We start from the raw sequence: 20,294 nt of genomic DNA on the forward strand, positions 1-20,294 counted from the left end.
ATCGCTACAATGAAGCAAAAGGAGTGAGTGTAATGAAAATTGAAATTTGGTCTGACTATGTATGTCCATTTTGTTATATTGGTAAAAAGCAATTAGAGAAAGCGATTGAAGATACTGGCTTTGGAGGGCAAGTGGAGTTTGTTTATAAAAGCTATCAATTAGATCCAACTACACCAGTAGAATCGACTAGTACTGTATATGAATCATTAGCCAAGAAATATGGAATGTCTTTAGAAAAGGCTAAGGAAATGACATTGGGCGTAACGGCACGTGCAAAAGAAGTGGGCTTAAACTACGACTTTAGCAATTTGATGGAAGAAAATACGCTAAAAGCACACCGACTTGTGAAATGGGCTGAACAACAGGGAGATGTTACAGCACTTGTGGAATTACTTTTACACAGCCATTTTATTGAAGGAAAGCGTATTGGCCAAGAAGACATTTTATTAGAGATAGCTGAGCAAGTAGGGCTACAGCGTGAAGCGGTTGCAAAGGTTCTTGCAAGTGACGATTATAAAAACGAAGTAGAAGTAGATATTCAAGAAGGTCTACAACTTGGTGTTCGTGGGGTACCATTTTTTGTCTTAAATCGTAAATATGGTATTTCAGGTGCTCAGCCACAGGAGGTATTTGAAGATACACTACGTAAAGTTGCTGAGGAAGAGGGTTTGCAACCAAAGTTAAAGATGGCTGGCTCTGATGATGAGGGTGTATGTACAGATGATAACTGTAAATTGTAGTTTACACAGAGGGGAGTAAAGCTTTATACCCCCTCTTGTTAGATGAATGAAAGAATCTTAACATAATATTTCAGTCAAAAGTCTGAGGAAAGTAACGTTGACATTTTAGGTGAAATTTTTTAAGATTGATATATATCTTGAATTCGAGATATTAGATTATGATGTTTAAGGGAGAATTTATATAATGAACGTTTTAGTAGTAAAAGCTAACAACCGTCCAGACGGTATTTCAACAAAAATGTATGATACATTCATGGAGAATGTACAAGGCCTCAACGTTACAACTTTTGACGTATTTGCTGAAGATATGCCTTATTTTGGACAAGACCTTTTCAATGCATTTGGTAAAGTTCAAAATGGCGGTGAGCTAACAGACATCGAATCACGTCTTTTAGCTGCAAAACAAAAAGCAATGGACGCATTAACTGCAGCTGATATCGTTGTATTTGCATTCCCACTTTGGAACCTAACAATTCCAGCACCTTTACAAACATTTATCGACTATGTATACCAAGCTGGATTTACATTCAAGTATGGTGAAAATGGTCAATTAATTAGCTTAATGACTGACAAAAAAGCAATCATTTTAAATGCTCGTGGTGGCTACTACTCATCACCAGAAGCACAACCAATGGAAATGTCAGTAAATTACATTAAAAATGTAGCAGGTGGCGTATTCGGTATGGAAATTATCGAAGAAGTTATTATTGAAGGTCACAATGCTTCACCTGATAAAGCACAAGAAATTATTGCAAATGGCCTAGAAGAAGTGAAAAAAGTAGCTCAATCACTTCAAACTGTGAATGCATAAAAAATATTTTTTAATAAAAGTCCTCTCAAATTCGGGAGGATTTTTTTTATTTTGTGAACAGATGTATGGTGTGGTATGGAGGTCGGATATATTGATATTAATTAATTATTTAGAATTTACATTTACTAACATCCTGTTTGCGACGCAAGAATTAAAATGATAGTAATCTATGATTTTGGAGAAAAGTAATTAACCATTCTTTTAAAAATACATATAATCAGGACTATTTATTCAGTAAAAAATAGAATTAGTTTAATATAATAGGATTTGTAGGAAAATACTAGATTATTAAGGAGGTTGTTGTATGAATAAGAAATTAATAACTAATTTCTTGGCAATGTTACTCGTTCTATTCGCGTTTATACCATTTGGATTTTCTGCAGATGCTGCTTCCAATGATGTAACACGTGCAGATTATGTAAAAGAACTAGTAAAGAGCTTAGATGTAGAGATAGGTGATGGTTCTTCTCTTGCCTTTACCGATGTCTCTAAGGATTTAGCACCTTATGTAGAAAAGGCTGTGGAATTAAAACTTATTAAAGGTAAAACAGCAACTACATTTGGACCAAACGATAAACTAACACGTCAACAAGCATTTGTTATATCTGCTCGTGGACTAGTTAGTGAAAACGCTTCCCTTTCTATTTTAGAGCAATTTAAAGATGCAGACCAAATTGCAGAGGCATATAAACAAGATTTAGCTAACGCAGTTGCTGCAAACATTTTGCAAGCATTTGAGGATAATACCATTCGCCCTCGTGATTATATGACGAAGGAGCAAATGGAAAGTATTGTGGAGCGCTTTGTAGCAGAATATAAAGCACCTTCAGCTGGAGCATCAGTAGACCTTCAGATTTTAGGGACAACAGATATCCATACAAATTTAGCTAATTATAATTACTATTTAGATGCTCCCTCAACGGAGGTTGGTTTAGCTAATACGGCTACATTAATTGAACAAGCGCGCGCTAAAAATCCAAATACATTGTTATTCGATAATGGGGATTTAATTCAAGGTACACCACTTGGCTCTTATAAAGCGTTAGAAAGTGTATTAAAGCCAGGGGAAGTGCATCCAGCTATCGCAGCACTTAATGCATTAAAATATGATGGTGGAACTTTAGGAAACCATGAATTCAACTATGGCCTAGACTTTTTAGATGAAGTATTAAACGATGCTAAATATCCAGTCGTAAATGCTAATACTTACGATGCAAAAACGAAAAAGCGTATGTATACACCGTATGTCATTCTTGATAAAGAAGTGGTCGATAGCTCAGGTAAAAAGCATACACTAAAAGTTGGTGTAACGGGAATCGTTCCAACAAAGATTGTTGAATGGGATGCCATTCATTTAGCAGGTAAAGTGGAAATGCAGGAGCCTGTTGAAGCAGTAAAAGAGGTAGTACCAGACATGCAGAAAGCTGGTGCAGATGTAATTGTTGTTCTTTCGCATTCAGGTATTGGTGGGGACACTTATGTGAAGGGTGCTGAAAATGTTGGTTACCAACTAGCAGAAATTGAAGGCATCGATGCTTTAATTACAGGGCATTCTCATTTAACATTCCCTGGTGACTATAAGGACTTGAAAGATGTAGATCAAGAAAAGGGTACGATTCACGGTGTACCGACTGTTATGGCGGGTAGCTATGGTAGTCACCTTGGTGTCATTGATTTAAAATTGGAACAACAAGGATCAGAGTGGGTAGTGGTAGACGGTAAAGGTTCATTGCAATCAATTAAGCAAGAAGGCTTAAAACCATCTGCAACAGTGCTAAAGGCTATTAAAGAAGCACATGAAGGTACATTAACATATATCCGTCAGCCTGTTGGAGAAACAACTGCACCAATCCATAGCTATTTCTCAATGGTACAAGATGATCCTTCTATTCAAATCGTAACACAAGCACAAAAATGGTTTATTGAACAGGAGTTAAAAGGTACTGCTGATGAAAAGACACCTCTTCTTTCTGCTGGAGCACCTTTCAAAGCAGGCTCTCGAAATAACCCACTAGATTACACAAACATTCCTGTGGGACCAATTGCCATTAAAAATATGGCGGACATCTATCATTATGATAATACTGTTGCTACTATTAAAGTGACAGGTGCTCAAGCAATTGAATGGTTAGAAATGGCTGCGGGTATTTTTGCAACAATTGATTCGAATAAAACAGAAGAGCAAAATATTATCGATTCAGAAGCACGTTCTTATAATTTTGACGTGTTGGATGGCTTAACGTATCAAATTGATGTATCATCACCAGCAAAATATGATCGCCGTGGTATCCTTGTTGATGAGAAGGCAAACCGTATTAAAAATGTACAATATAATGGTAAGCCAATCGATCTAAAACAAGAATTCATCATTATTACAAACAATTATCGTGTTGGTGGATCATATGGGGCAACATTTAAAAATGCTGATGGCTCTAATATTACTAACTATGCGTATGAAAATCGCCAAGCTGTAGTTGATTATATTATGGCGAATAAAACAATTAACCCTGCTGCGGATAATAACTGGTCATTTGTGCCGTTCCCAGCTAATACAAAGGTTATTTACCTATCTGCAAAAGATGCACAAAAGTTCATTCCTGCAGGTAGTAGCATCGAATATTTAGCAGAAACAGAAGCTGGATTCGCTAAATATTTAATTAAATAACGGTTTATGAAAAGGAGAGTACGATTTAATCGCTACTCTCCTTTTTATGTCTGTTAAATGAATGGTACCGTGTGCCCTGATAAGTTAAAATGCCGAAATCCCCGTCTACTAGCAGTCCATAGTCGTGCCCATTCATTTTTAGTTCATGACGCTCTCCGTTTAGTTCTTCAAACGTTACATAATAGGACGTAGATGCTCCAGTATTATTAGAGCCTCCACGTATATTTGTACGTTTTGTCACAACCTTAGCGGGTACCGTTAAAATGGGAGAACTGTTGTTTTTAGACCAGCTGATAATGCCTTTCACAACTATGAAGGCAATGCTGCCGAAAACAATGAGAAAGATAATTGTTATAAAAACGGAACCAAATAAAAATTGATCGTCAAACCAGGGCATCTAAATTACTCCTTTCCTTTGGTGTTGAGGTGATTCTTACAGAAGATTTAACTCTAGATCAACAACAATATCTATTTCATCACTGATTAAAACGCCGCCTGTTTCTAGAAACGTATTATAGACTAGATTAAAATCGCGACGATCAATTTGTGTCTTTGCTTGAAAGCCAAATACTTCTTGTGCCCATGGATTGACACCTTTTCCTGTATATACTGTTGTAAATACAATGGGCCTTGTTATGTTTTTGATAGTTAAATCCCCATGAATTGCAAATTTTCTTTCATGAAGTTGATCAATGTATGTAGAAGTAAATATGATTTTTGGATAGACGTCTGCATCAAAAAAATCGGGAGAAACGAGATGGACATCACGATCATGATTTTTGGTAGAGACACTAGCCACGGCAATAGTAAATGAAATGTTTGCCTTCTGCATTTGTTCAATATCTGCTGCAACTATCTCAGCATTGTACGCTTCGAATGTTCCGTGAATACGGGAAATCATCATATGTCGCACAGAAAAGCCAATTGTTGAATGACTGAAATCAATAGTGTATTTTTTCATTTGAAAACCCCCTAAAACAGCATTCTACAACGAATGATAAAGTAAATAATTTGCTTATTCAATGAGTTTTTCATAAATGTGGAAATGTAGACACTTTTATAAAAGTGTAATTTGTGAGCATCTTAGTCATATTCTTATAAAGATGGGCATTTTATTGTTAGCAGGTGATCTAAAAAATTCCCTCTATAAATTGAAAAAAATGAGATTAAAGTTACTTTTAGTAATTTAATATAAAAAAGTTAATTGATTATTTTATGTAAATAAGTTACTTCAAATTTACATTTACTACATTAATCGTTACAATAGTTACATAGAGGTGAAAAATTATGAATGAGACAACTTTATGTCCTCGTTTAGCAAAAGCAATGGATTTAATCGGAAAACGATGGACGGGGTTAATATTATATCAATTACTAGATGGACCACAGCGTTTTAATGAAATCGAGTCTGCCTTACCTGTCAGTGGGCGCTTATTATCAGAACGCTTAAAGGAACTTGAGAAAGAAGGGCTTGTTGAACGCAAAGTATATTCCGAAGTTCCTGTACGCGTAGAGTATTCTTTAACAGATAAAGGTCGAGCATTAGAAGGCGCTATCCGCAATATAGAAACATGGGCAAGTAGTTGGCTCTAACATGAACAGATTGTTCTACTAGTAAATAAACTGATTTTAATATTGTGCCAAAAACGACACTTGGAATGACTGTCAATTTTCTTTATAATATTCATCATCTCTGCACAGGTCTTACCTGTCATATAATATGAGATAAAAATACCCTTCATTTTACTTGTCAAATTGGGGTTCTAAATCCATACTGGTGTAGAGTAAGAAGGACGTTAGAAAGGAATTAGCTCTCATGACAAAAGAACAATGGGCGAAGGATTTAGCAAAAAATATTAATCCTGCCAATATTAAGTTAGATGAATCTTTACAGCAGTATACAATGACAAAATTAGGTGGCAAAGCAGATGTTTTTGTTCTTCCTGAAACAGAAGAAGAGGCAGCATCAGTTATTCGCTATGCATATATAAATAATATTCCTTTATTAATGTTAGGCAACGGCTCAAATATGGTTGTTCGTGATGGCGGTCATAGAGGAATCGTTGTAACATTCTCAAGTCTGGATGAGATTCGTATTAATGGTGAGCATGTTTACGCACAAAGTGGTGCACTAATCAAAGATGTATCGAAGCTATCAGCGCAAGCCTCTTTAACTGGTTTCGAATTTGCTTGTGGTATTCCTGGATCAATTGGCGGAGCAATGGCTATGAATGCAGGTGCTTATGGCGGTGAGATTAAGGATATTATTGTTTCATCTAAGGTGTTAACGAGAGAAGGAAACATTTTAATATTATCCAAAGAAGAGCTTGAGCTCGGCTATCGACAAAGCATAATTGCCAAAAAAGGCTATTATGTGTTATCCTCTGAATTTCAATTGGCGGTAGGGGTGCAAAAAGAAATTGATGCGAAGATTGCTGATTTAACGTTCCAACGCGAATCAAAGCAGCCTTTAGAATACCCATCTGCTGGAAGTGTCTTCAAACGCCCACCAGGTCATTTTGCAGGTAAACTTATTCAAGATAGTGGCTTGCAAGGCCAAGGTGTAGGAGATGCAGAAGTCTCTACCAAGCATGCAGGTTTTATTGTCAATAAAGGTAATGCCACTGCTACTGACTATATTGAAACAATCCGAATGGTCCAACGCGTCGTGAAGGAAAAATTTGGTGTTGAATTAGAGACAGAAGTTAAAATTGTTGGTGACGATCTATAATATCACGCCCTTCGTTTAAGTCGAAGGGCGTTTTTTTAGGAGTGAGGATGAAATGAAATTTATATCATGGAATGTTAATGGAATACGAGCATGCTTAGGTAAAGGCTTTTTAGAATTCTTTCATCAAATGGAAGCAGATTTCTTTTGTATCCAAGAAACAAAATGTCAGGCTGGACAAGTAGAGCTTGCTCTTGAAGGATATGAGCAGTATTGGAATTATGCACAGAAGAAAGGGTATTCAGGAACCGCTATATTCACTAAGCATACCCCGTTGTCTGTTAAGTATGGAGTGGGGGAGGAAGACACTCAGGATGAAGGTAGAATTATTACATTAGAATATGAAAACTTCTATTTAGTGAATGTCTATACTCCGAATGCACAGCGCGATTTAGCCAGATTACCTCTCCGCTTAGATTGGGAGGACCGTTTAGCAAGCTATCTACAAAAACTGAATAGTAAGAAGCCCGTAGTCTATTGTGGTGACCTAAATGTTGCACACACTGAAATTGATTTAAAAAATGCAAAGTCTAATATAGGAAATTCAGGATTTACATATGAAGAGCGAGCGAAATTCTCAGAGTTATTAGCAAGTGGTTTTGTAGATTCTTTTCGCTATAAGCATCCTGATGAAACTGACCATTACACATGGTGGTCTTATATGAATAAAGTACGTGAACGCAATATTGGTTGGCGTATTGATTACTTTGTTGTTTCTGATCTATTAAAGAATCAAATTGATATTGCAACAATCCACCCACACATTATGGGCAGCGATCACTGCCCAATTGAATTACAATTACATGTCTAGTGCTAAAAAATCGTATTTTCATGGAGAAAATACGATTTTTTTATGGTTGTTCTAGAAAATTAATAGGGGTTGCTTCGCTCAAAAGTGAAAGCAAAGCGTTGAGGGAACCACTAAAGGGTAGCATCGAAGCGCTCATAAAATAGGAGACTGTAAGCCGAAATCTATGAAACCAACACAAGATAACCTTCTCACATAAAGTCATATCTTCCTCTATAGGAAAATATGATTTTTCAAAACGGTTCAGTAGCCTTCAAAATTCTTATTGTTTATACTATTTTAATAGCGAATTGATATAAAATTTTGTATTTAAAGAAGATTTTTTATACATAACATACGGAAATTCGCTAAAAAATTTGCTCGTTAAAACGGGTTTGGGAAGGTAAAACGTGAATATAGTGCAAAGAGGGGGTTATGCAGTGGGAAAGAGAAAGTTTAGGTGGAAAAAGTGGCTCATTGTTTTTGCTGGGGTATTAGCTGCTTTGGCTGTTGTGACTTTTATTGGATTTACATGGTTTATGAATAAATCCAAGCCAGTAGTTGATGGTGAGCTAGTTGTTAGTATTCTGGATCAGGATGTGACGGTTACAAGGGATGATAAAGGGGTTCCGCATATTTTGGCTGAAACAGATGCCGATCTGTATCGTGCACAAGGTTATGTCCAAGCGCAAGATCGACTGTTTCAAATGGATTTAGCACGAAGACAGGCAAGTGGTCGATTATCTGAAATTATTGGGGAAGCAACCATTAATACGGACAAGCACTTCCGTACGTTCAGTTTACGGGATGCGGCGGAGAAATCATTAGCAGCTTATGATGAAGAAAGTAAGCAAGTACTAGAATGGTATGCTGAAGGGGTAAATGCTTTTATTGCACAGGCGAAGGAAAACAATACCTTAAGCTATGAATTTGCTTTGTTAGGCTATGAACCTGAGGAATGGACGGTTGTTGATTCCTTAACGATAGGTAAATATATGGCTTATGATTTGGGCGGAAATTGGAATACATTAGCCTTCCGTCACTGGGCATTACAAAACTTTGATGAAGCAAAGGCGAAGGAATTATTTATTAAATATCCTGAAAATGCTTCGTCCATTATCGAGGCCAATATCCAAACTCCTGTAGCAGTGGCAGGGCAGTTTAGTGCAGATTTATTACCAAATGAATTTAATGGTAGTAATAACTGGGTTGTTTCTGGGGATAAAACGAAATCTGGAAAACCGATTTTAGCAGATGACCCACATTTAGGATTAAGTACACCTTCTATTTGGTATCAAATGCACCTACAATCCCCACAACAAAATGTCAGTGGTGTTATTTTTGCAGGAATTCCAGGTATTATTTTAGGTCATAATGATGAAATTGCCTGGGGTGTTACGAATGTGGGGCCTGATGTACAGGATCTATATATTGAAATACCAAATCCGGATGACCCAACACAATTCCGCTATGATGGTCAGTGGGAGCAAGCGGAGGTACGTGATGAGCCAATCAAGGTGAAGGATGGTGAAACGGTAGATTTTGACGTCGTTGTCACGCGTCACGGCCCTATTATGACAGATTTAGCTTTTAAGGATACTGAGCCCACAGCACAATTTTCGATGCAATGGACAGCGCTTCAACCTACAGCGGAATTGAGAGCGGTGCTTGGGTTTAATAAGGCAAAATCTTGGGAGGACTTTGAAAAAGCATTAGAAGATTTTAAGGCACCAGCTCAAAACTTTGTTTTTGCCTCAAAGGATGGCACAATTGCCTATAAAGCTAATGGTCAAATACCTATTCGTAAGCAAGGTGATGGACAATTACCAGTGCCAGGTGATTCTAGTGACTATGGCTGGGAAGATTTTATTCCTTGGGATAAACTACCGACTGTAGTGAATCCAAAGGAAGGCTTTATTGCAACGGCGAATAACCAAGTCATTGGAGAGGACTATCCTTATCACATCACGGATTTCTGGGCGCAGCCTTATCGTTTCGAGAGAATTAAAGAAGTGCTAGAGGCAAATGATGAAATTACAGTAGAAGATATGATGGATTTGCAAATGGATCAGCATAATCTTTATGCAAGAGAGTTTCTACCCGATTTATTAACATCTATAAAAGCGAAAGAGCAGGATGGTCAGTACACAGAGATTATTGCTATGTTAGAGGATTGGGATATGGTAGATGCAAAGGAATCAGGTGCACCCCTTGTCTTCCATACACTTATGATTAAGTTACAGGAAGTGTTGTTTAAGGATCAAATGCCTGAAGATATGTATGACATCATGTATGGGAAGTTTAATATTACAGACCAACTCTTACGTACAGCGTATGCAGGAGAGAAAAGCATTTGGATTGAGGAGCAGGGGGGTGTGGATGAGACAGTTTATAAGGCATTTGAGCTGACAATTGCACAATTACAAGATCAATTCGGCAAAAATGCAGCGAAGTGGCAATGGGGTGATTACCATCAGCTTACGTTTGATCATACATTGGGTAGTGCCTCACCAATTCTTGCCGCTTACTTTAATGCTGAAAAGGTTCCAATCGGGGGATCGAAGGTTACTGTACAAGCAGCAGATAATGATTTAGCTGGTAATGTAAATCATGGTGCATCTTGGCGTTTTGTGGTAGATGTAGGAGATTTAAGCTCAGCCTATCATATTGTTGGTCCTGGTCAGAGCGGGCACGTAAAGTCTGATTGGTACCAGGATCAAGTGCTTGATTGGGCGAATGGTGATTATCATCAAACGTTTGTGAAACAAGAAGATATAAAAGGAAAAACATTACAATTAAAGGCACAGTAATAAAAAGGTTAGCGTACATAATAAGTGCGCTAACTTTTTTTATTAAAAATTACAATGATATAGATCATTAACATTCAAATATTCGTTTGAATATGATGGAATAATATGTTATATTGATTACAATCAAACGAATATTTGAATGAGGTGAGAAAATGCCAAAAGAAATATGTGAGGTGACGCATGTACATGAAGAAGCGGTCACGAAGGTACAACAACAAATGCCTGATTTGTCAGGTGTAGCAAAATTTTTAAAAGCATTATCTGATGAAACAAGACTTAAAATTGCCTATGCCTTAACAGTAGAAGATGAATTATGTGTTTGTGATGTTGCAACTATTATTGGGTCATCAGTAGCGACAGCATCCCATCATTTACGATATTTAAAAGAAAATAATTTAGCCAGATCACACCGTATAGGAAAGCAAATGTATTATTCTTTAGCAGATGAGCATATATACCAAATTGTAACAATTGCCTATGAACATGCGAAAGAGGGGATTGCCAATGGCAGCGACACCAACTAAACAAGAATACAGGCTACAAAATCTATCCTGCGCCAGCTGTGCGGCGAAATTTGAGAAGAATGTAAAGGCTATACCTGCTGTACAGGATGCACAAGTTAATTTTGGCGCTTCTAAAATTACTGTAATCGGCCCTATTAGTGTCGATCAAATTGAAGAAGCAGGTGCCTTTGATGGCATTAAGGTTACCCAATCAGCAGCAAGAACACTTGACAATGCTACCCCTTTTTACCGTAAAAAAGAGAATGTTCTAGCTGGTATATCTTTGCTTTTTGTTATTTTAGGCTATCTATTTGTTAGTATGCTAGAGGAATCACATCCGCTACCGATAGCGATGTTCATATTAGCGATCCTTGTGGGTGGAGTTGGCATTTTTAAAATAGGCTTCCGAAATCTAGCTCGCTTTGAATTTGATATGAAAACGCTTATGACGATTGCCATTATTGGCGCTGCTATTATTGGCGAATGGGAAGAAGCGGCTGTTGTCGTCTTTTTATTCGCTGTGAGTGAGGCGCTTGAAGCGTATTCAATGGATAAAGCTCGTCAGTCCATCCGTCAGTTAATGGATATAGCTCCACCAACAGCTATTATTAAAAGAGCTCACGGAGAACACTTCCATGAGATGGAACTACCAACAGAAGACATTGAGATAGGTGATATTTTAATTGTCAAGCCAGGGCAAAAGATTGCGATGGATGGGATTGTGATTAGCGGGTTGTCTGCAGTCAACCAAGCAGCCATTACAGGTGAATCGATTCCTGTTAATAAAACAGTAAATGATGAAGTATTTGCTGGGACTCTTAATGAAGAGGGTGCGCTCGAAGTACGTGTGACAAAGCGTGTGGAAGACACAACCATTGCCAAAATTATTCATCTGGTAGAAGAAGCACAGGCAGAAAAAGCACCTTCTCAGCAATTTGTTGATCGCTTTGCAAAATATTACACACCAGCCATCATGATTATTGCTTTTCTAGTAGCTGTTATTCCACCATTATTAGTAGGTGACTGGCAGCACTGGATTTACCAAGGTTTAGCTGTTTTAGTTGTAGGATGTCCTTGTGCACTTGTTGTCTCTACACCAGTTGCCATTGTAACTGCAATTGGGAATGCTGCAAGGCAAGGTGTACTTATTAAAGGCGGTGTTCATTTAGAACAATTAGGACATATTGAAGCTGTAGCCTTTGATAAAACAGGTACATTAACTGAGGGACAACCAGCAGTAACGGATATTGTGACAACAGATAATTGCTCAGAGGACTATGTATTACAACTAGTGGCAGCAGTAGAAAAGCAGTCTCAGCATCCTTTGGCTAAAGCTATTTTAAAAAAATCGCATGATAAAAATTTACCAGAGCTAGTACCAACAGATTTCCAATCAGTAACAGGCAAGGGTGCGTATGCTACAGTAGACAATCAGATTATTTATGTAGGCAGTATGAAATGGATAGTGACATTAACTACTGTAGATAAAAAAATTGAAAATCAAGTTAAAAAATTGCAAGAACAGGGTAAAACAGTAATAGCAGCTGTTTCGAATAGCCAATTTATTGGGCTTATTGGAATTGCTGATCAATTGCGCCATGAAAGTAAGGACGTATTACAAAAATTAAATGCCTTGAAAGTAAAGCATATGGTGATGTTAACAGGTGATGCAGAACCCACAGCACAAGCTATTGCTACTTCATTAAAGATGACAGATGTGCGCGCTGGTTTATTACCAGAGGAAAAATTAATGGCGATTAAGGATTTACGTGCACAATTTGGTGCTGTAGCGATGGTTGGGGACGGGGTAAACGATGCACCAGCATTAGCAACTGCAAATGTAGGAATTGCCATGGGTGGAGCAGGAACAGATGCAGCTCTTGAGACGGCGGATATTGCCTTAATGGGTGACGATCTAACCAAACTTCCGTATACCATTGGCTTGAGCAGAAAAACATTACGCATCATTAAAGAGAATATTATATTTGCCCTAGTTTTAAAATTAATTGCGTTGTTGCTTGTCATTCCAGGATGGCTGACATTATGGATAGCAATTTTTGCGGATATGGGTGCTACGCTATTAGTTGTATTTAATTCTTTAAGACTAATTAGAGCAAAAAAATAGTATGTAAGGTGTAGTTCTGTAAAATAAGGTAGGAAATTAATCTCACTCTAACGCTATGAATTTTATGCGAATAGATGCTACTAGGGATTCTTGAAAAAGCATTTTTAAAAGGCTATTATAGTTTCAGGAGTAATGTAACAATTAAATATAAATGAGGCGAAAGTTTGAATATGTCAGATCCTATTTTAGTAAATGTTACAGAAGAGATTGTGCGTGGTTTAGTAAGCTTTTTACTACGAGGACCAGAATATCAAACATTTTGTAAATGCGAAATCTGTGAATTCGACACGGTGGCACTTACACTAAATGCATTGCCAAGTAAGTATGTTACATCTATGGAAGCCAGAGATGAGGCATTTAAAGAAATGAATACTCCTGAAAGTATTGAGCGCATCAACAAAGAGATTATTCATGCGTTACATGTGGTAAATAAGTATCCTCGACACAAAGTAGAGCCTACTTCTTAATAGAAGAGGCTCTTTTTAAGTTGGAGAAGAAGTGTTTTTCTGACATATGTATTTTCAGTTAACTTTTAAGCCAAGCTTGTAGTAAACTAGAGAGTAAGAAAAGGAAAGAGAGGGAAAAGGATATGCCAACACCTAGTATGGAAGACCATATCGAACAAATATATTTATTAATCGCCAACAAAGGATATGCGCGTGTGTCTGACATTGCTGAAGCATTATCTGTACTTCCTTCTTCTGTTACAAAAATGGTTCAAAAATTAGATAAAGATGGTTATTTAGTTTATGAAAAATACCGTGGACTGACATTGACGCCTAAAGGAGAAAAGCTTGGCAAGCGTCTTGTGCAGCGCCATGAATTGCTCGAGCAGTTTTTACGAATGATTGGTGTGGATGAAGAGCGTATTTATGATGATGTTGAGGGAATTGAACATCATTTAAGTTGGAATTCAATCGATCGTATTGCAGATCTTGTGCAAGTAATGGAAGAGAATCCAGACATCGTGAAAAAATTAGAGGCATCTAAGACACAGCATAATCTTTAAAATGATGGTGTGAAGGAAAGGAAGACAATATGAACGCATTACAATCAGGTGAAGTTGTTACATTAACGGTATTAGAGCAACAAGCATCGAAATGGATTTTAACAAATGGAGTGGAAGAACTCCCTTTAAATGCTTCAGAGGTAACAGAGCCACTAGCAGTAGGTGATCGCCTTGAAGTATTTTTATTTGTAGATCGTCGTGGTGATTTGGCTGCTACAACGGCTATTCCAGCTTTTACTCAAGGAGAATATGGCTGGGCTCGTGTCTTGAAAGTGGTTGAACGTGAAGGTGCTTTTGTAGATATTGGTACATCTCGTGAGGTTTTAGTAAGAGCAGAGGATTTACCAGCAGTAAAAGAGTTGTGGCCAGAACCAGGTGACCATGTATTTATGACATTGCGCACGGATCGAAATGGTGATTTATTTGGACGTTTGGCAACGGAAGAAAAAGTGACAGAACTATATGAAGGTGCACTAGAAGATATGCACAATAAAAACATTCAGGCACGTCCATATCGTTTGTTACCAGTTGGCACATTTTTACTAGGGGTAGAAGCGCCTTACCGTATTTTTGTTCATGAATCAGAGCGCAATGCAGAGCCTCGATTAGGGCAAGATGTAGTTGTACGGATTATCGACGTAAAAGAGGATGGTTCGATGAATGGCTCCCTTTTACCAAGAAAGCATGAACGACTTTCAAATGATGCACAGCAAATATTGACTTATCTACAAGATGTGGGCGGCAAAATGCCATTTGGTGATAAATCATCCCCTGAAGAGGTTCAAGAAATGTTCAATATGAGTAAAGGGGCATTTAAACGTGCACTAGGAACACTCATGAAGGCTGGTAAAATAAAGCAACAAGACGGTTGGACTGAAGAAGTTTAGTGGAAAATTCACTTGCTAGAATTGCATTACCACAGAAAAAGTGACGAGAGACATCTGAAACCTTCTCGTCTTTTTTTCGTACTAATAATTGTATAGTGGCATACATTATACAGGCTAATAGATGTTTTAGCGAAAGGGGTCACACGATTTGAAAAAAACATGGATTAAAATACTAACAGCTACAATGTTGGTATTTGGAGTGATGGCACCAGCAACAGGGTTTGCATCTGATAATACGCCTCCAAAAGCAATTGATGAAAAATTGGGCGTACCTATCGTCGTATATGGAGCAAATTTATCTGAGGCTGAAAAAGAATCCGTCAAAAAATCATTAAAAGTAAGTGAAGAACCTGAAATCGAAGAAATTACTGTGTCTGGTGAGGATCTAGTAAAATACATTAAAGATAGTAATTCAAGCTCTCGTATGTATTCTTCTGCGAAAATTACACGTAGAGATACGGGGAAAGGTTTAGTTATAGAGATTGTAACGCCATCTAATATTACGCAGGTAACTTCTGAAATGTACGCGAATGCGATGCTTACGGCAGGAATTCAAGATGCAACGGTACAAGTAGCTGCGCCAAAAGCTGTTACGGGACATTCAGCGCTAGTAGGTATTTACAAGGCATATGAAGTTACAACAGGCGAAACGCTTGATATTGAGCGTACCGATGTTGCCAACGAAGAATTATCAGTGGCTACATCTATTGCAGAATCTGCAGGGGTAGATGATGCTAAGGTTGCAGAATTACTGACAGAAATTAAAAAGCAAATTGCGGAATTGAAGCCAGCAACACGTGAAGAAGTAGAAAAAATTGTACAAGAGCAATTAAACAAACTTGAAATTAATTTAAGTGAAAAGGACCGTCAATTGCTAGTAGATTTAATGAATAAAATCAGTAAGCTAGACATTGATTTTAGTAAATGGTCTGAACAGTTAAATGATATTAGTAACACAATCCAAGAAAAATTCGGCTCACTCATGGAAGATAAAGGTTTCTGGGAAAGTGTGAAAAGTTTCTTCGCAAATCTAAAAGATACCATTTCTTCATGGTTTAACTAAAGTTTTATAGTCGTTAAAAAAATCTGTAATACCTACTCAGTATGCTAGAGTGGGTGTTCAGATTTTTTTGCATAACACAAAGAGTACACAAATTTTGTGAAAATATAAAAAGCTATGGTACTATGAAAAAAAGGAGTGGTGAGAAATGGAATTCCAATTACAGCAACTAGCGGAAAATCAATATGCATTTTTGAATGAGCAAGAAGGGGAAAAACTCGCAGAAATTACTTGGCAGCAAAATGGCTCAGTAATGGTAATGGATCACACATATGTATCAGATAAGCTCCGTGGTCAAGGTGTGGCCAAACAATTACTCGATCAAGCAGCATCGTATGCACGTGAAAAGGGTTATAAAATGGAGGCCGTTTGTTCCTATGTTGTAGCCGCATTTGAAAAATCAGATGCATATAATGACGTGAAACAATAAAAATAAGGCAATCTGCTTTTGATTAAGCGGATTGCCTTTTAATTGTTAGAGCAAATCATGTAAGCAGCTCCTTACAGTAGAGTGACACTATAAATTAATACCGTTAAGAAGCTAGCTCCACCTAGTAATGCAGCCATATCTATCCAATCATAAGCTAAATCGAATTCTTTCATCCTAACCACTCTCCTATTTTTAGTATTAATTCATTAATTCCCTTTACTTGCCTTTTATAATCATAAATAGTTACAAAATTATGTTGAATGAAAAAATAGAAGGTTTTCAAGTTGAGTTTTGGTAGGAGATGGAGTGTGATTGTCCGCAATAAAAACGAGACGAATTGTATTGAATAGCAGTATCATTACTAGATAAAAAAGCAAGTATAAGTCTTACATTTATATATATGCTAGAAGTTATAAAAAAATAATGTTTATTCTTCTAAGATTAGGGAAAAACTATATTACAGAGCTAGTTTTTATATTTTTAGGAGGTCATAGATCATGGCAAAACGAAAAGGAACAGGTGTTGTCCTTGCAGGTTTAGCGGGATTAGCAGCATCTTACTTAAGTAAAAAAGAGAATCGTGATAAAGCACTAACGATGTTTAATAGTATGAAAGCTAAATTCGAAACGTATCTCACATCTGGACCTAATATGGATGACAGAATTACAGAACGAGTTTCAACAGAGGTAGCAACAGAGGCGGGCACATCTCCAACTAAAATTGCTTCGAATGAAATGGTAGCAGAGGGTGGAGGACATACAGGTGTCCATTTCTATAACGAAGAAATTCAAGAAAAAGAAAAATAAAAACAAAACCTTCTCATTTAAGCATGAGAAGGTCTTTTGTGTGAAATAAGGATCGCTCCTGCAAAGAGCAAAAGGACGATTCCAGTAAATATAAAGCCGCTAATTGTACCAAGTGACAGCCAGCCTAATAAAGAAGAGCCTAAAACGACGCCAAGAGAGAAAAATGCATAAAAATAACCATACGCTTTTCCTCGTACTTCAGCAGTTGTAGAGTCAATTAGTAAGGAATTGACTGAAGGGAATAGGAAACCGAAACCGACGCCATAACAAGCCATCGCTATATAAAGTAAAGTGTTAGAATCAGCTTGACTAATTAATAATTGACTTATGCCCATTAACCCTATACCAACAGACAATGTTTTCAGAGGATCAACCTTATCAAAAATGCGGTTCGTTGGTAAAAGAAAAACAAGAACAGCAATTATACCAAATGTGCTCATTAAAGTACCGCTTAAACGAGAGTCATAGCCTAAAGATTGGACTTTGAGCGGAAGTAGATAAGCAATGACACCTTGAGAAAACATTAAGAAGAAGGCTCCTAAAAAGGCTTTTAATGTTCCCGTGTTCTTAAAAAAGACCCTTATCGGAATATATGTATTCGGTTCTGCTTTCTCTTTTTTTACTTGGTTTGCTTTCAGTAGAAAGAACGCAAGAATGCCTAATAGCAGCATAAAGCTTGCCGTGATATTGAAAACAAATGGGACACTTGTTCGACTTGCTAAAATACCACTAAAAGCAGGGCCTATAATGGCAGCAATACCAACAAATGCACCAGAAATAGCACTGCCCTTACCTCTTTTTTCTTGCTCAGTAGCATTTGCTAAAAATGTGAAGGCAGCAGGAACAATGAAGCCTGCAACAAGTCCATGGATAAAACGTACAATTAATAGTGCGATTGGCTCCTCTATTAAATTATATAGTGTTAACGATAAACCTGTTGTGAAAAGACCAACAATTAGTATGATAAAAGGTCCTTTACGATCTGTTAAAAAGCCTGAAATGATATTACCAAATGTATTGGAAAGTGAATACATACCCACTGCTAGACCAGTTAGAAATGCTGATGCTCCTAAAGATTCAGCATATGTACTCATAACAGGAAGCTGGGTAAAAAGGTCGAAAAACGAAAAGAAAATAATTACATAGATAAATTTCTTCATAGCTCCTCCGATGAAATAGAACATTATAGTAAGTTAGATTCGTAGTTCTATTATAACATTTCCAATACAAAAGGACGCCCAATAAGTTTTGACTTATTAGACGTCCAAAAATTAAGAAATTAAGCTTTTACAACTTCTTTTTTCATTGTTTTGTTTTTAGCAAGATTTACATGCCAAGAAAGTGCTTCCTCTAAAAGATGAGGCGTTTGGTGGTTACCTGTTGCCTCAACTGCACGGTTGTAGTAATCCCATAATTGTTCTTTGTAATCTGGATGTGCACAGTTTTCAATAATTAAAGGTACACGCTCTTTTGGTGCAAGACCACGTAAGTCAGCAATACCTTGCTCTGTTACAATTACATCCACATCATGCTCAGTGTGGTCAACATGAGAAACCATTGGCACAATCGATGAAATAGCTCCACCTTTTGCATATGATTTTGTAACAAAAATACCAAGACGTGCGTTACGTGCAAAGTCTCCTGAACCACCGATACCGTTCATCATACGTGTTCCAGATACATGTGTAGAGTTAACGTTACCATAGATATCTAACTCTAAAGCCGTATTAATTGAGATTAGTCCCAAACGACGTATAAGTTCTGGGTGGTTAGAAATTTCTTGTGAACGTAAGCAAATTTTATCGGCATATTTTTCTAAATTGCCGTATACTTTCTTCTGTAATTCCTCAGTCAGTGTAATGGAAGTAGCAGCAGCAAATTTAACTTTGCCTGCATCAATCAGGTTAAATACTGCATCTTGCAGTACTTCTGATGCCACAATGAGATCTTCGAATTCAGAATCTGCAAAACCATCTAGTACAGCGTTTGCTACAGAACCGACACCAGATTGTAAAGGCATTAATTGTTTTGTTAGACGACCTGCTTTAATTTCATCACTGAAGAAGTTTAATAAAATGTTAGCCATTGTTTGTGTTTCTTCATCTGGTGGAACGATTAATGAAGGGGCATCTGGCTCTTCAGAAATAACAATTGCTTTAATTTTAGCTGGATCAACTTTGATACCGATTTCACCAATGCGTTGCATAGCATTGGTCATTGGAATTGCTTCACGATTACCTTGTTCACCTGGAACATAAATATCGTGGATACCAATTAAAGCTTCTGGGTGAGAAATGTTTAACTCGATAATAATATTTTCTGCATATTCTGCAAAAATTGGTGAGTTACCTACAGAGTTTGTTGGAATGATTAATCCATCTTCAGTAATTGCAACAGCTTCAAGAATTAGATATTTAATTGGCCCGATAATTCCTTGACGTACTAGCTCAGCGTTATGAGAAAGATGAGCATCTACATATAAGACATCTCCAGAATTAATTAAATTACGGATACCTGCGTCCCCTTGGAATGGTCCACGTTTACGAATTGCACCAGCTTCTGCTAAGTACTTATCTACTTCTGGTCCTAATGATGCACCTGTATATACATCAATCTTGAATTCTTCATTTTTCGCGCGCTCAACTAATGCCATTGGCACAACTTTTGCGTCCCCAGCACGAGTAAAACCGCTCATCCCAACTACATCACCGTTAGAAATAAGTGCTGCTGCTTCTTCAGCAGTAACAATTTTACTCTCAAGTTCTTTTAAACCTAGGCGTTTTTGAACATTTGCATCCATAAAAAAATCCTCCCCTAAATAATTTTGATGGAAACCGATTACAAAACTAGAAAAAACATTTGAGAATTTTCTGTTTATTCAGTTGTAGTATGACTCCAACCATTTGAATAATACTATCACCAAATTGTCACAA

Annotated in this window: 19 protein-coding genes; 15 read left to right on the forward strand and 4 right to left on the reverse strand. The window is 37.2% G+C overall.

Features of this window, described 5'->3' with window-relative positions; all coding sequences use genetic code 11:
• Positions 1-32 precede the first annotated feature (32 nt).
• The 3 genes from AC6BKE_RS05635 to AC6BKE_RS05645 all read left to right on the forward strand — a co-directional run bounded on the left by AC6BKE_RS05635 (position 33) and on the right by AC6BKE_RS05645 (position 4,216).
• A complete protein-coding gene (locus AC6BKE_RS05635) occupies positions 33-740 on the forward strand; it encodes a DsbA family oxidoreductase (protein WP_036119248.1) in 708 nt (235 codons plus the stop codon).
• A gap of 184 nt (positions 741-924) precedes the next feature.
• On the forward strand, positions 925-1,551 hold the full coding sequence (locus tag AC6BKE_RS05640; protein WP_036119245.1) for an FMN-dependent NADH-azoreductase: 627 nt from the start codon (positions 925-927) through the stop codon (positions 1,549-1,551).
• 304 nt (positions 1,552-1,855) lie between these two features.
• Positions 1,856-4,216 (forward strand): bifunctional 2',3'-cyclic-nucleotide 2'-phosphodiesterase/3'-nucleotidase, encoded by a 2,361-nt coding sequence (locus AC6BKE_RS05645; RefSeq protein WP_499856138.1) that lies wholly within the window; start codon positions 1,856-1,858, stop codon positions 4,214-4,216.
• Positions 4,217-4,241: 25 nt separating this feature from the next.
• On the opposite strand, the gene AC6BKE_RS05650 is transcribed toward AC6BKE_RS05645, so the two are convergent.
• Together AC6BKE_RS05650 and AC6BKE_RS05655 are read right to left on the reverse strand one after the other, a co-directional pair.
• On the reverse strand, positions 4,242-4,613 hold the full coding sequence (locus tag AC6BKE_RS05650) for a DUF2500 domain-containing protein (RefSeq protein WP_499856139.1): 372 nt from the start codon (positions 4,611-4,613) through the stop codon (positions 4,242-4,244).
• Positions 4,614-4,649: 36 nt separating this feature from the next.
• A complete protein-coding gene (locus tag AC6BKE_RS05655; protein WP_036119238.1) occupies positions 4,650-5,177 on the reverse strand; it encodes a YceI family protein in 528 nt (175 codons plus the stop codon).
• A 326-nt stretch (positions 5,178-5,503) separates the two neighbouring features.
• On the opposite strand from AC6BKE_RS05655, the gene AC6BKE_RS05660 reads away from it, so the two are divergent.
• The 12 genes from AC6BKE_RS05660 (at position 5,504) to AC6BKE_RS05715 (ending at position 17,361) form a co-directional block, all read left to right on the forward strand.
• Positions 5,504-5,809 carry a winged helix-turn-helix transcriptional regulator gene (locus AC6BKE_RS05660; protein ID WP_036119224.1) on the forward strand — a complete coding sequence of 102 codons (306 nt, stop codon included), beginning with the start codon at positions 5,504-5,506 and terminating at the stop codon, positions 5,807-5,809.
• Positions 5,810-6,032: 223 nt separating this feature from the next.
• Complete coding sequence (gene murB / locus AC6BKE_RS05665; RefSeq protein WP_058844735.1) at positions 6,033-6,947, forward strand: UDP-N-acetylmuramate dehydrogenase; 915 nt, start codon at positions 6,033-6,035, stop codon at positions 6,945-6,947.
• A 52-nt stretch (positions 6,948-6,999) separates the two neighbouring features.
• Positions 7,000-7,755: an exodeoxyribonuclease III gene (locus AC6BKE_RS05670; RefSeq protein ID WP_036119219.1), complete on the forward strand. Its 756-nt coding sequence runs from the start codon at positions 7,000-7,002 to the stop codon at positions 7,753-7,755.
• 416 nt (positions 7,756-8,171) lie between these two features.
• Positions 8,172-10,541, forward strand: a complete 2,370-nt coding sequence (locus AC6BKE_RS05675; RefSeq protein ID WP_499856143.1) for a penicillin acylase family protein — start codon at positions 8,172-8,174, stop codon at positions 10,539-10,541.
• Between the two features lie 152 nt (positions 10,542-10,693).
• Positions 10,694-11,065, forward strand: a complete 372-nt coding sequence (locus AC6BKE_RS05680; RefSeq protein WP_036119214.1) for an ArsR/SmtB family transcription factor — start codon at positions 10,694-10,696, stop codon at positions 11,063-11,065.
• Complete coding sequence (locus AC6BKE_RS05685; protein ID WP_271911138.1) at positions 11,046-13,169, forward strand: heavy metal translocating P-type ATPase; 2,124 nt, start codon at positions 11,046-11,048, stop codon at positions 13,167-13,169. Before AC6BKE_RS05680 ends, AC6BKE_RS05685 begins: the two co-directional genes overlap by 20 nt.
• 170 nt (positions 13,170-13,339) lie before the next feature.
• Positions 13,340-13,636 carry a late competence development ComFB family protein gene (locus tag AC6BKE_RS05690; protein WP_369802788.1) on the forward strand — a complete coding sequence of 99 codons (297 nt, stop codon included), beginning with the start codon at positions 13,340-13,342 and terminating at the stop codon, positions 13,634-13,636.
• Between the two features lie 122 nt (positions 13,637-13,758).
• Positions 13,759-14,178, forward strand: a complete 420-nt coding sequence (mntR, locus tag AC6BKE_RS05695) for a transcriptional regulator MntR (protein ID WP_036119205.1) — start codon at positions 13,759-13,761, stop codon at positions 14,176-14,178.
• Between the two features lie 29 nt (positions 14,179-14,207).
• Positions 14,208-15,065 carry a CvfB family protein gene (locus tag AC6BKE_RS05700; RefSeq protein ID WP_036119203.1) on the forward strand — a complete coding sequence of 286 codons (858 nt, stop codon included), beginning with the start codon at positions 14,208-14,210 and terminating at the stop codon, positions 15,063-15,065.
• Between the two features lie 148 nt (positions 15,066-15,213).
• A complete protein-coding gene (locus tag AC6BKE_RS05705) occupies positions 15,214-16,128 on the forward strand; it encodes a DUF1002 domain-containing protein (RefSeq protein ID WP_036119200.1) in 915 nt (304 codons plus the stop codon).
• 145 nt (positions 16,129-16,273) lie between these two features.
• Positions 16,274-16,555, forward strand: a complete 282-nt coding sequence (locus tag AC6BKE_RS05710; RefSeq protein WP_036119196.1) for a GNAT family N-acetyltransferase — start codon at positions 16,274-16,276, stop codon at positions 16,553-16,555.
• A 497-nt stretch (positions 16,556-17,052) separates the two neighbouring features.
• On the forward strand, positions 17,053-17,361 hold the full coding sequence (locus AC6BKE_RS05715) for a YbyB family protein (protein WP_036119194.1): 309 nt from the start codon (positions 17,053-17,055) through the stop codon (positions 17,359-17,361).
• A 17-nt stretch (positions 17,362-17,378) separates the two neighbouring features.
• Here AC6BKE_RS05715 and AC6BKE_RS05720 read toward each other — a convergent pair whose 3' ends face one another.
• Complete coding sequence (locus tag AC6BKE_RS05720; RefSeq protein ID WP_036119191.1) at positions 17,379-18,521, reverse strand: MFS transporter; 1,143 nt, start codon at positions 18,519-18,521, stop codon at positions 17,379-17,381.
• 119 nt (positions 18,522-18,640) lie between these two features.
• Positions 18,641-20,161 (reverse strand): succinyl-CoA:acetate CoA-transferase ScpC, encoded by a 1,521-nt coding sequence (gene scpC / locus AC6BKE_RS05725; protein WP_036119187.1) that lies wholly within the window; start codon positions 20,159-20,161, stop codon positions 18,641-18,643.
• Positions 20,162-20,294 lie beyond the last annotated feature (133 nt).

The sequence above is a fragment of the Lysinibacillus sp. COL-1 genome (genome assembly GCF_059814265.1).

What these genes read in the sequence shown, in the direction of transcription:
- AC6BKE_RS05635 (WP_036119248.1), top strand. Translation starts at nt 33, where the DNA reads ATGAAAATTGAAATTTGGTCTGACTATGTATGTCCATTTTGTTATATT.
- AC6BKE_RS05640 (WP_036119245.1), top strand. Translation starts at nt 925, where the DNA reads ATGAACGTTTTAGTAGTAAAAGCTAACAACCGTCCAGACGGTATTTCA.
- AC6BKE_RS05645 (WP_499856138.1), top strand. Translation starts at nt 1,856, where the DNA reads ATGAATAAGAAATTAATAACTAATTTCTTGGCAATGTTACTCGTTCTA.
- AC6BKE_RS05650 (WP_499856139.1), bottom strand. Translation starts at nt 4,613, where the DNA reads ATGCCCTGGTTTGACGATCAATTTTTATTTGGTTCCGTTTTTATAACA.
- AC6BKE_RS05655 (WP_036119238.1), bottom strand. Translation starts at nt 5,177, where the DNA reads ATGAAAAAATACACTATTGATTTCAGTCATTCAACAATTGGCTTTTCT.
- AC6BKE_RS05660 (WP_036119224.1), top strand. Translation starts at nt 5,504, where the DNA reads ATGAATGAGACAACTTTATGTCCTCGTTTAGCAAAAGCAATGGATTTA.
- murB (WP_058844735.1), top strand. Translation starts at nt 6,033, where the DNA reads ATGACAAAAGAACAATGGGCGAAGGATTTAGCAAAAAATATTAATCCT.
- AC6BKE_RS05670 (WP_036119219.1), top strand. Translation starts at nt 7,000, where the DNA reads ATGAAATTTATATCATGGAATGTTAATGGAATACGAGCATGCTTAGGT.
- AC6BKE_RS05680 (WP_036119214.1), top strand. Translation starts at nt 10,694, where the DNA reads ATGCCAAAAGAAATATGTGAGGTGACGCATGTACATGAAGAAGCGGTC.
- AC6BKE_RS05685 (WP_271911138.1), top strand. Translation starts at nt 11,046, where the DNA reads ATGGCAGCGACACCAACTAAACAAGAATACAGGCTACAAAATCTATCC.
- AC6BKE_RS05690 (WP_369802788.1), top strand. Translation starts at nt 13,340, where the DNA reads ATGTCAGATCCTATTTTAGTAAATGTTACAGAAGAGATTGTGCGTGGT.
- mntR (WP_036119205.1), top strand. Translation starts at nt 13,759, where the DNA reads ATGCCAACACCTAGTATGGAAGACCATATCGAACAAATATATTTATTA.
- AC6BKE_RS05700 (WP_036119203.1), top strand. Translation starts at nt 14,208, where the DNA reads ATGAACGCATTACAATCAGGTGAAGTTGTTACATTAACGGTATTAGAG.
- AC6BKE_RS05710 (WP_036119196.1), top strand. Translation starts at nt 16,274, where the DNA reads ATGGAATTCCAATTACAGCAACTAGCGGAAAATCAATATGCATTTTTG.
- AC6BKE_RS05715 (WP_036119194.1), top strand. Translation starts at nt 17,053, where the DNA reads ATGGCAAAACGAAAAGGAACAGGTGTTGTCCTTGCAGGTTTAGCGGGA.
- AC6BKE_RS05720 (WP_036119191.1), bottom strand. Translation starts at nt 18,521, where the DNA reads ATGAAGAAATTTATCTATGTAATTATTTTCTTTTCGTTTTTCGACCTT.
- scpC (WP_036119187.1), bottom strand. Translation starts at nt 20,161, where the DNA reads ATGGATGCAAATGTTCAAAAACGCCTAGGTTTAAAAGAACTTGAGAGT.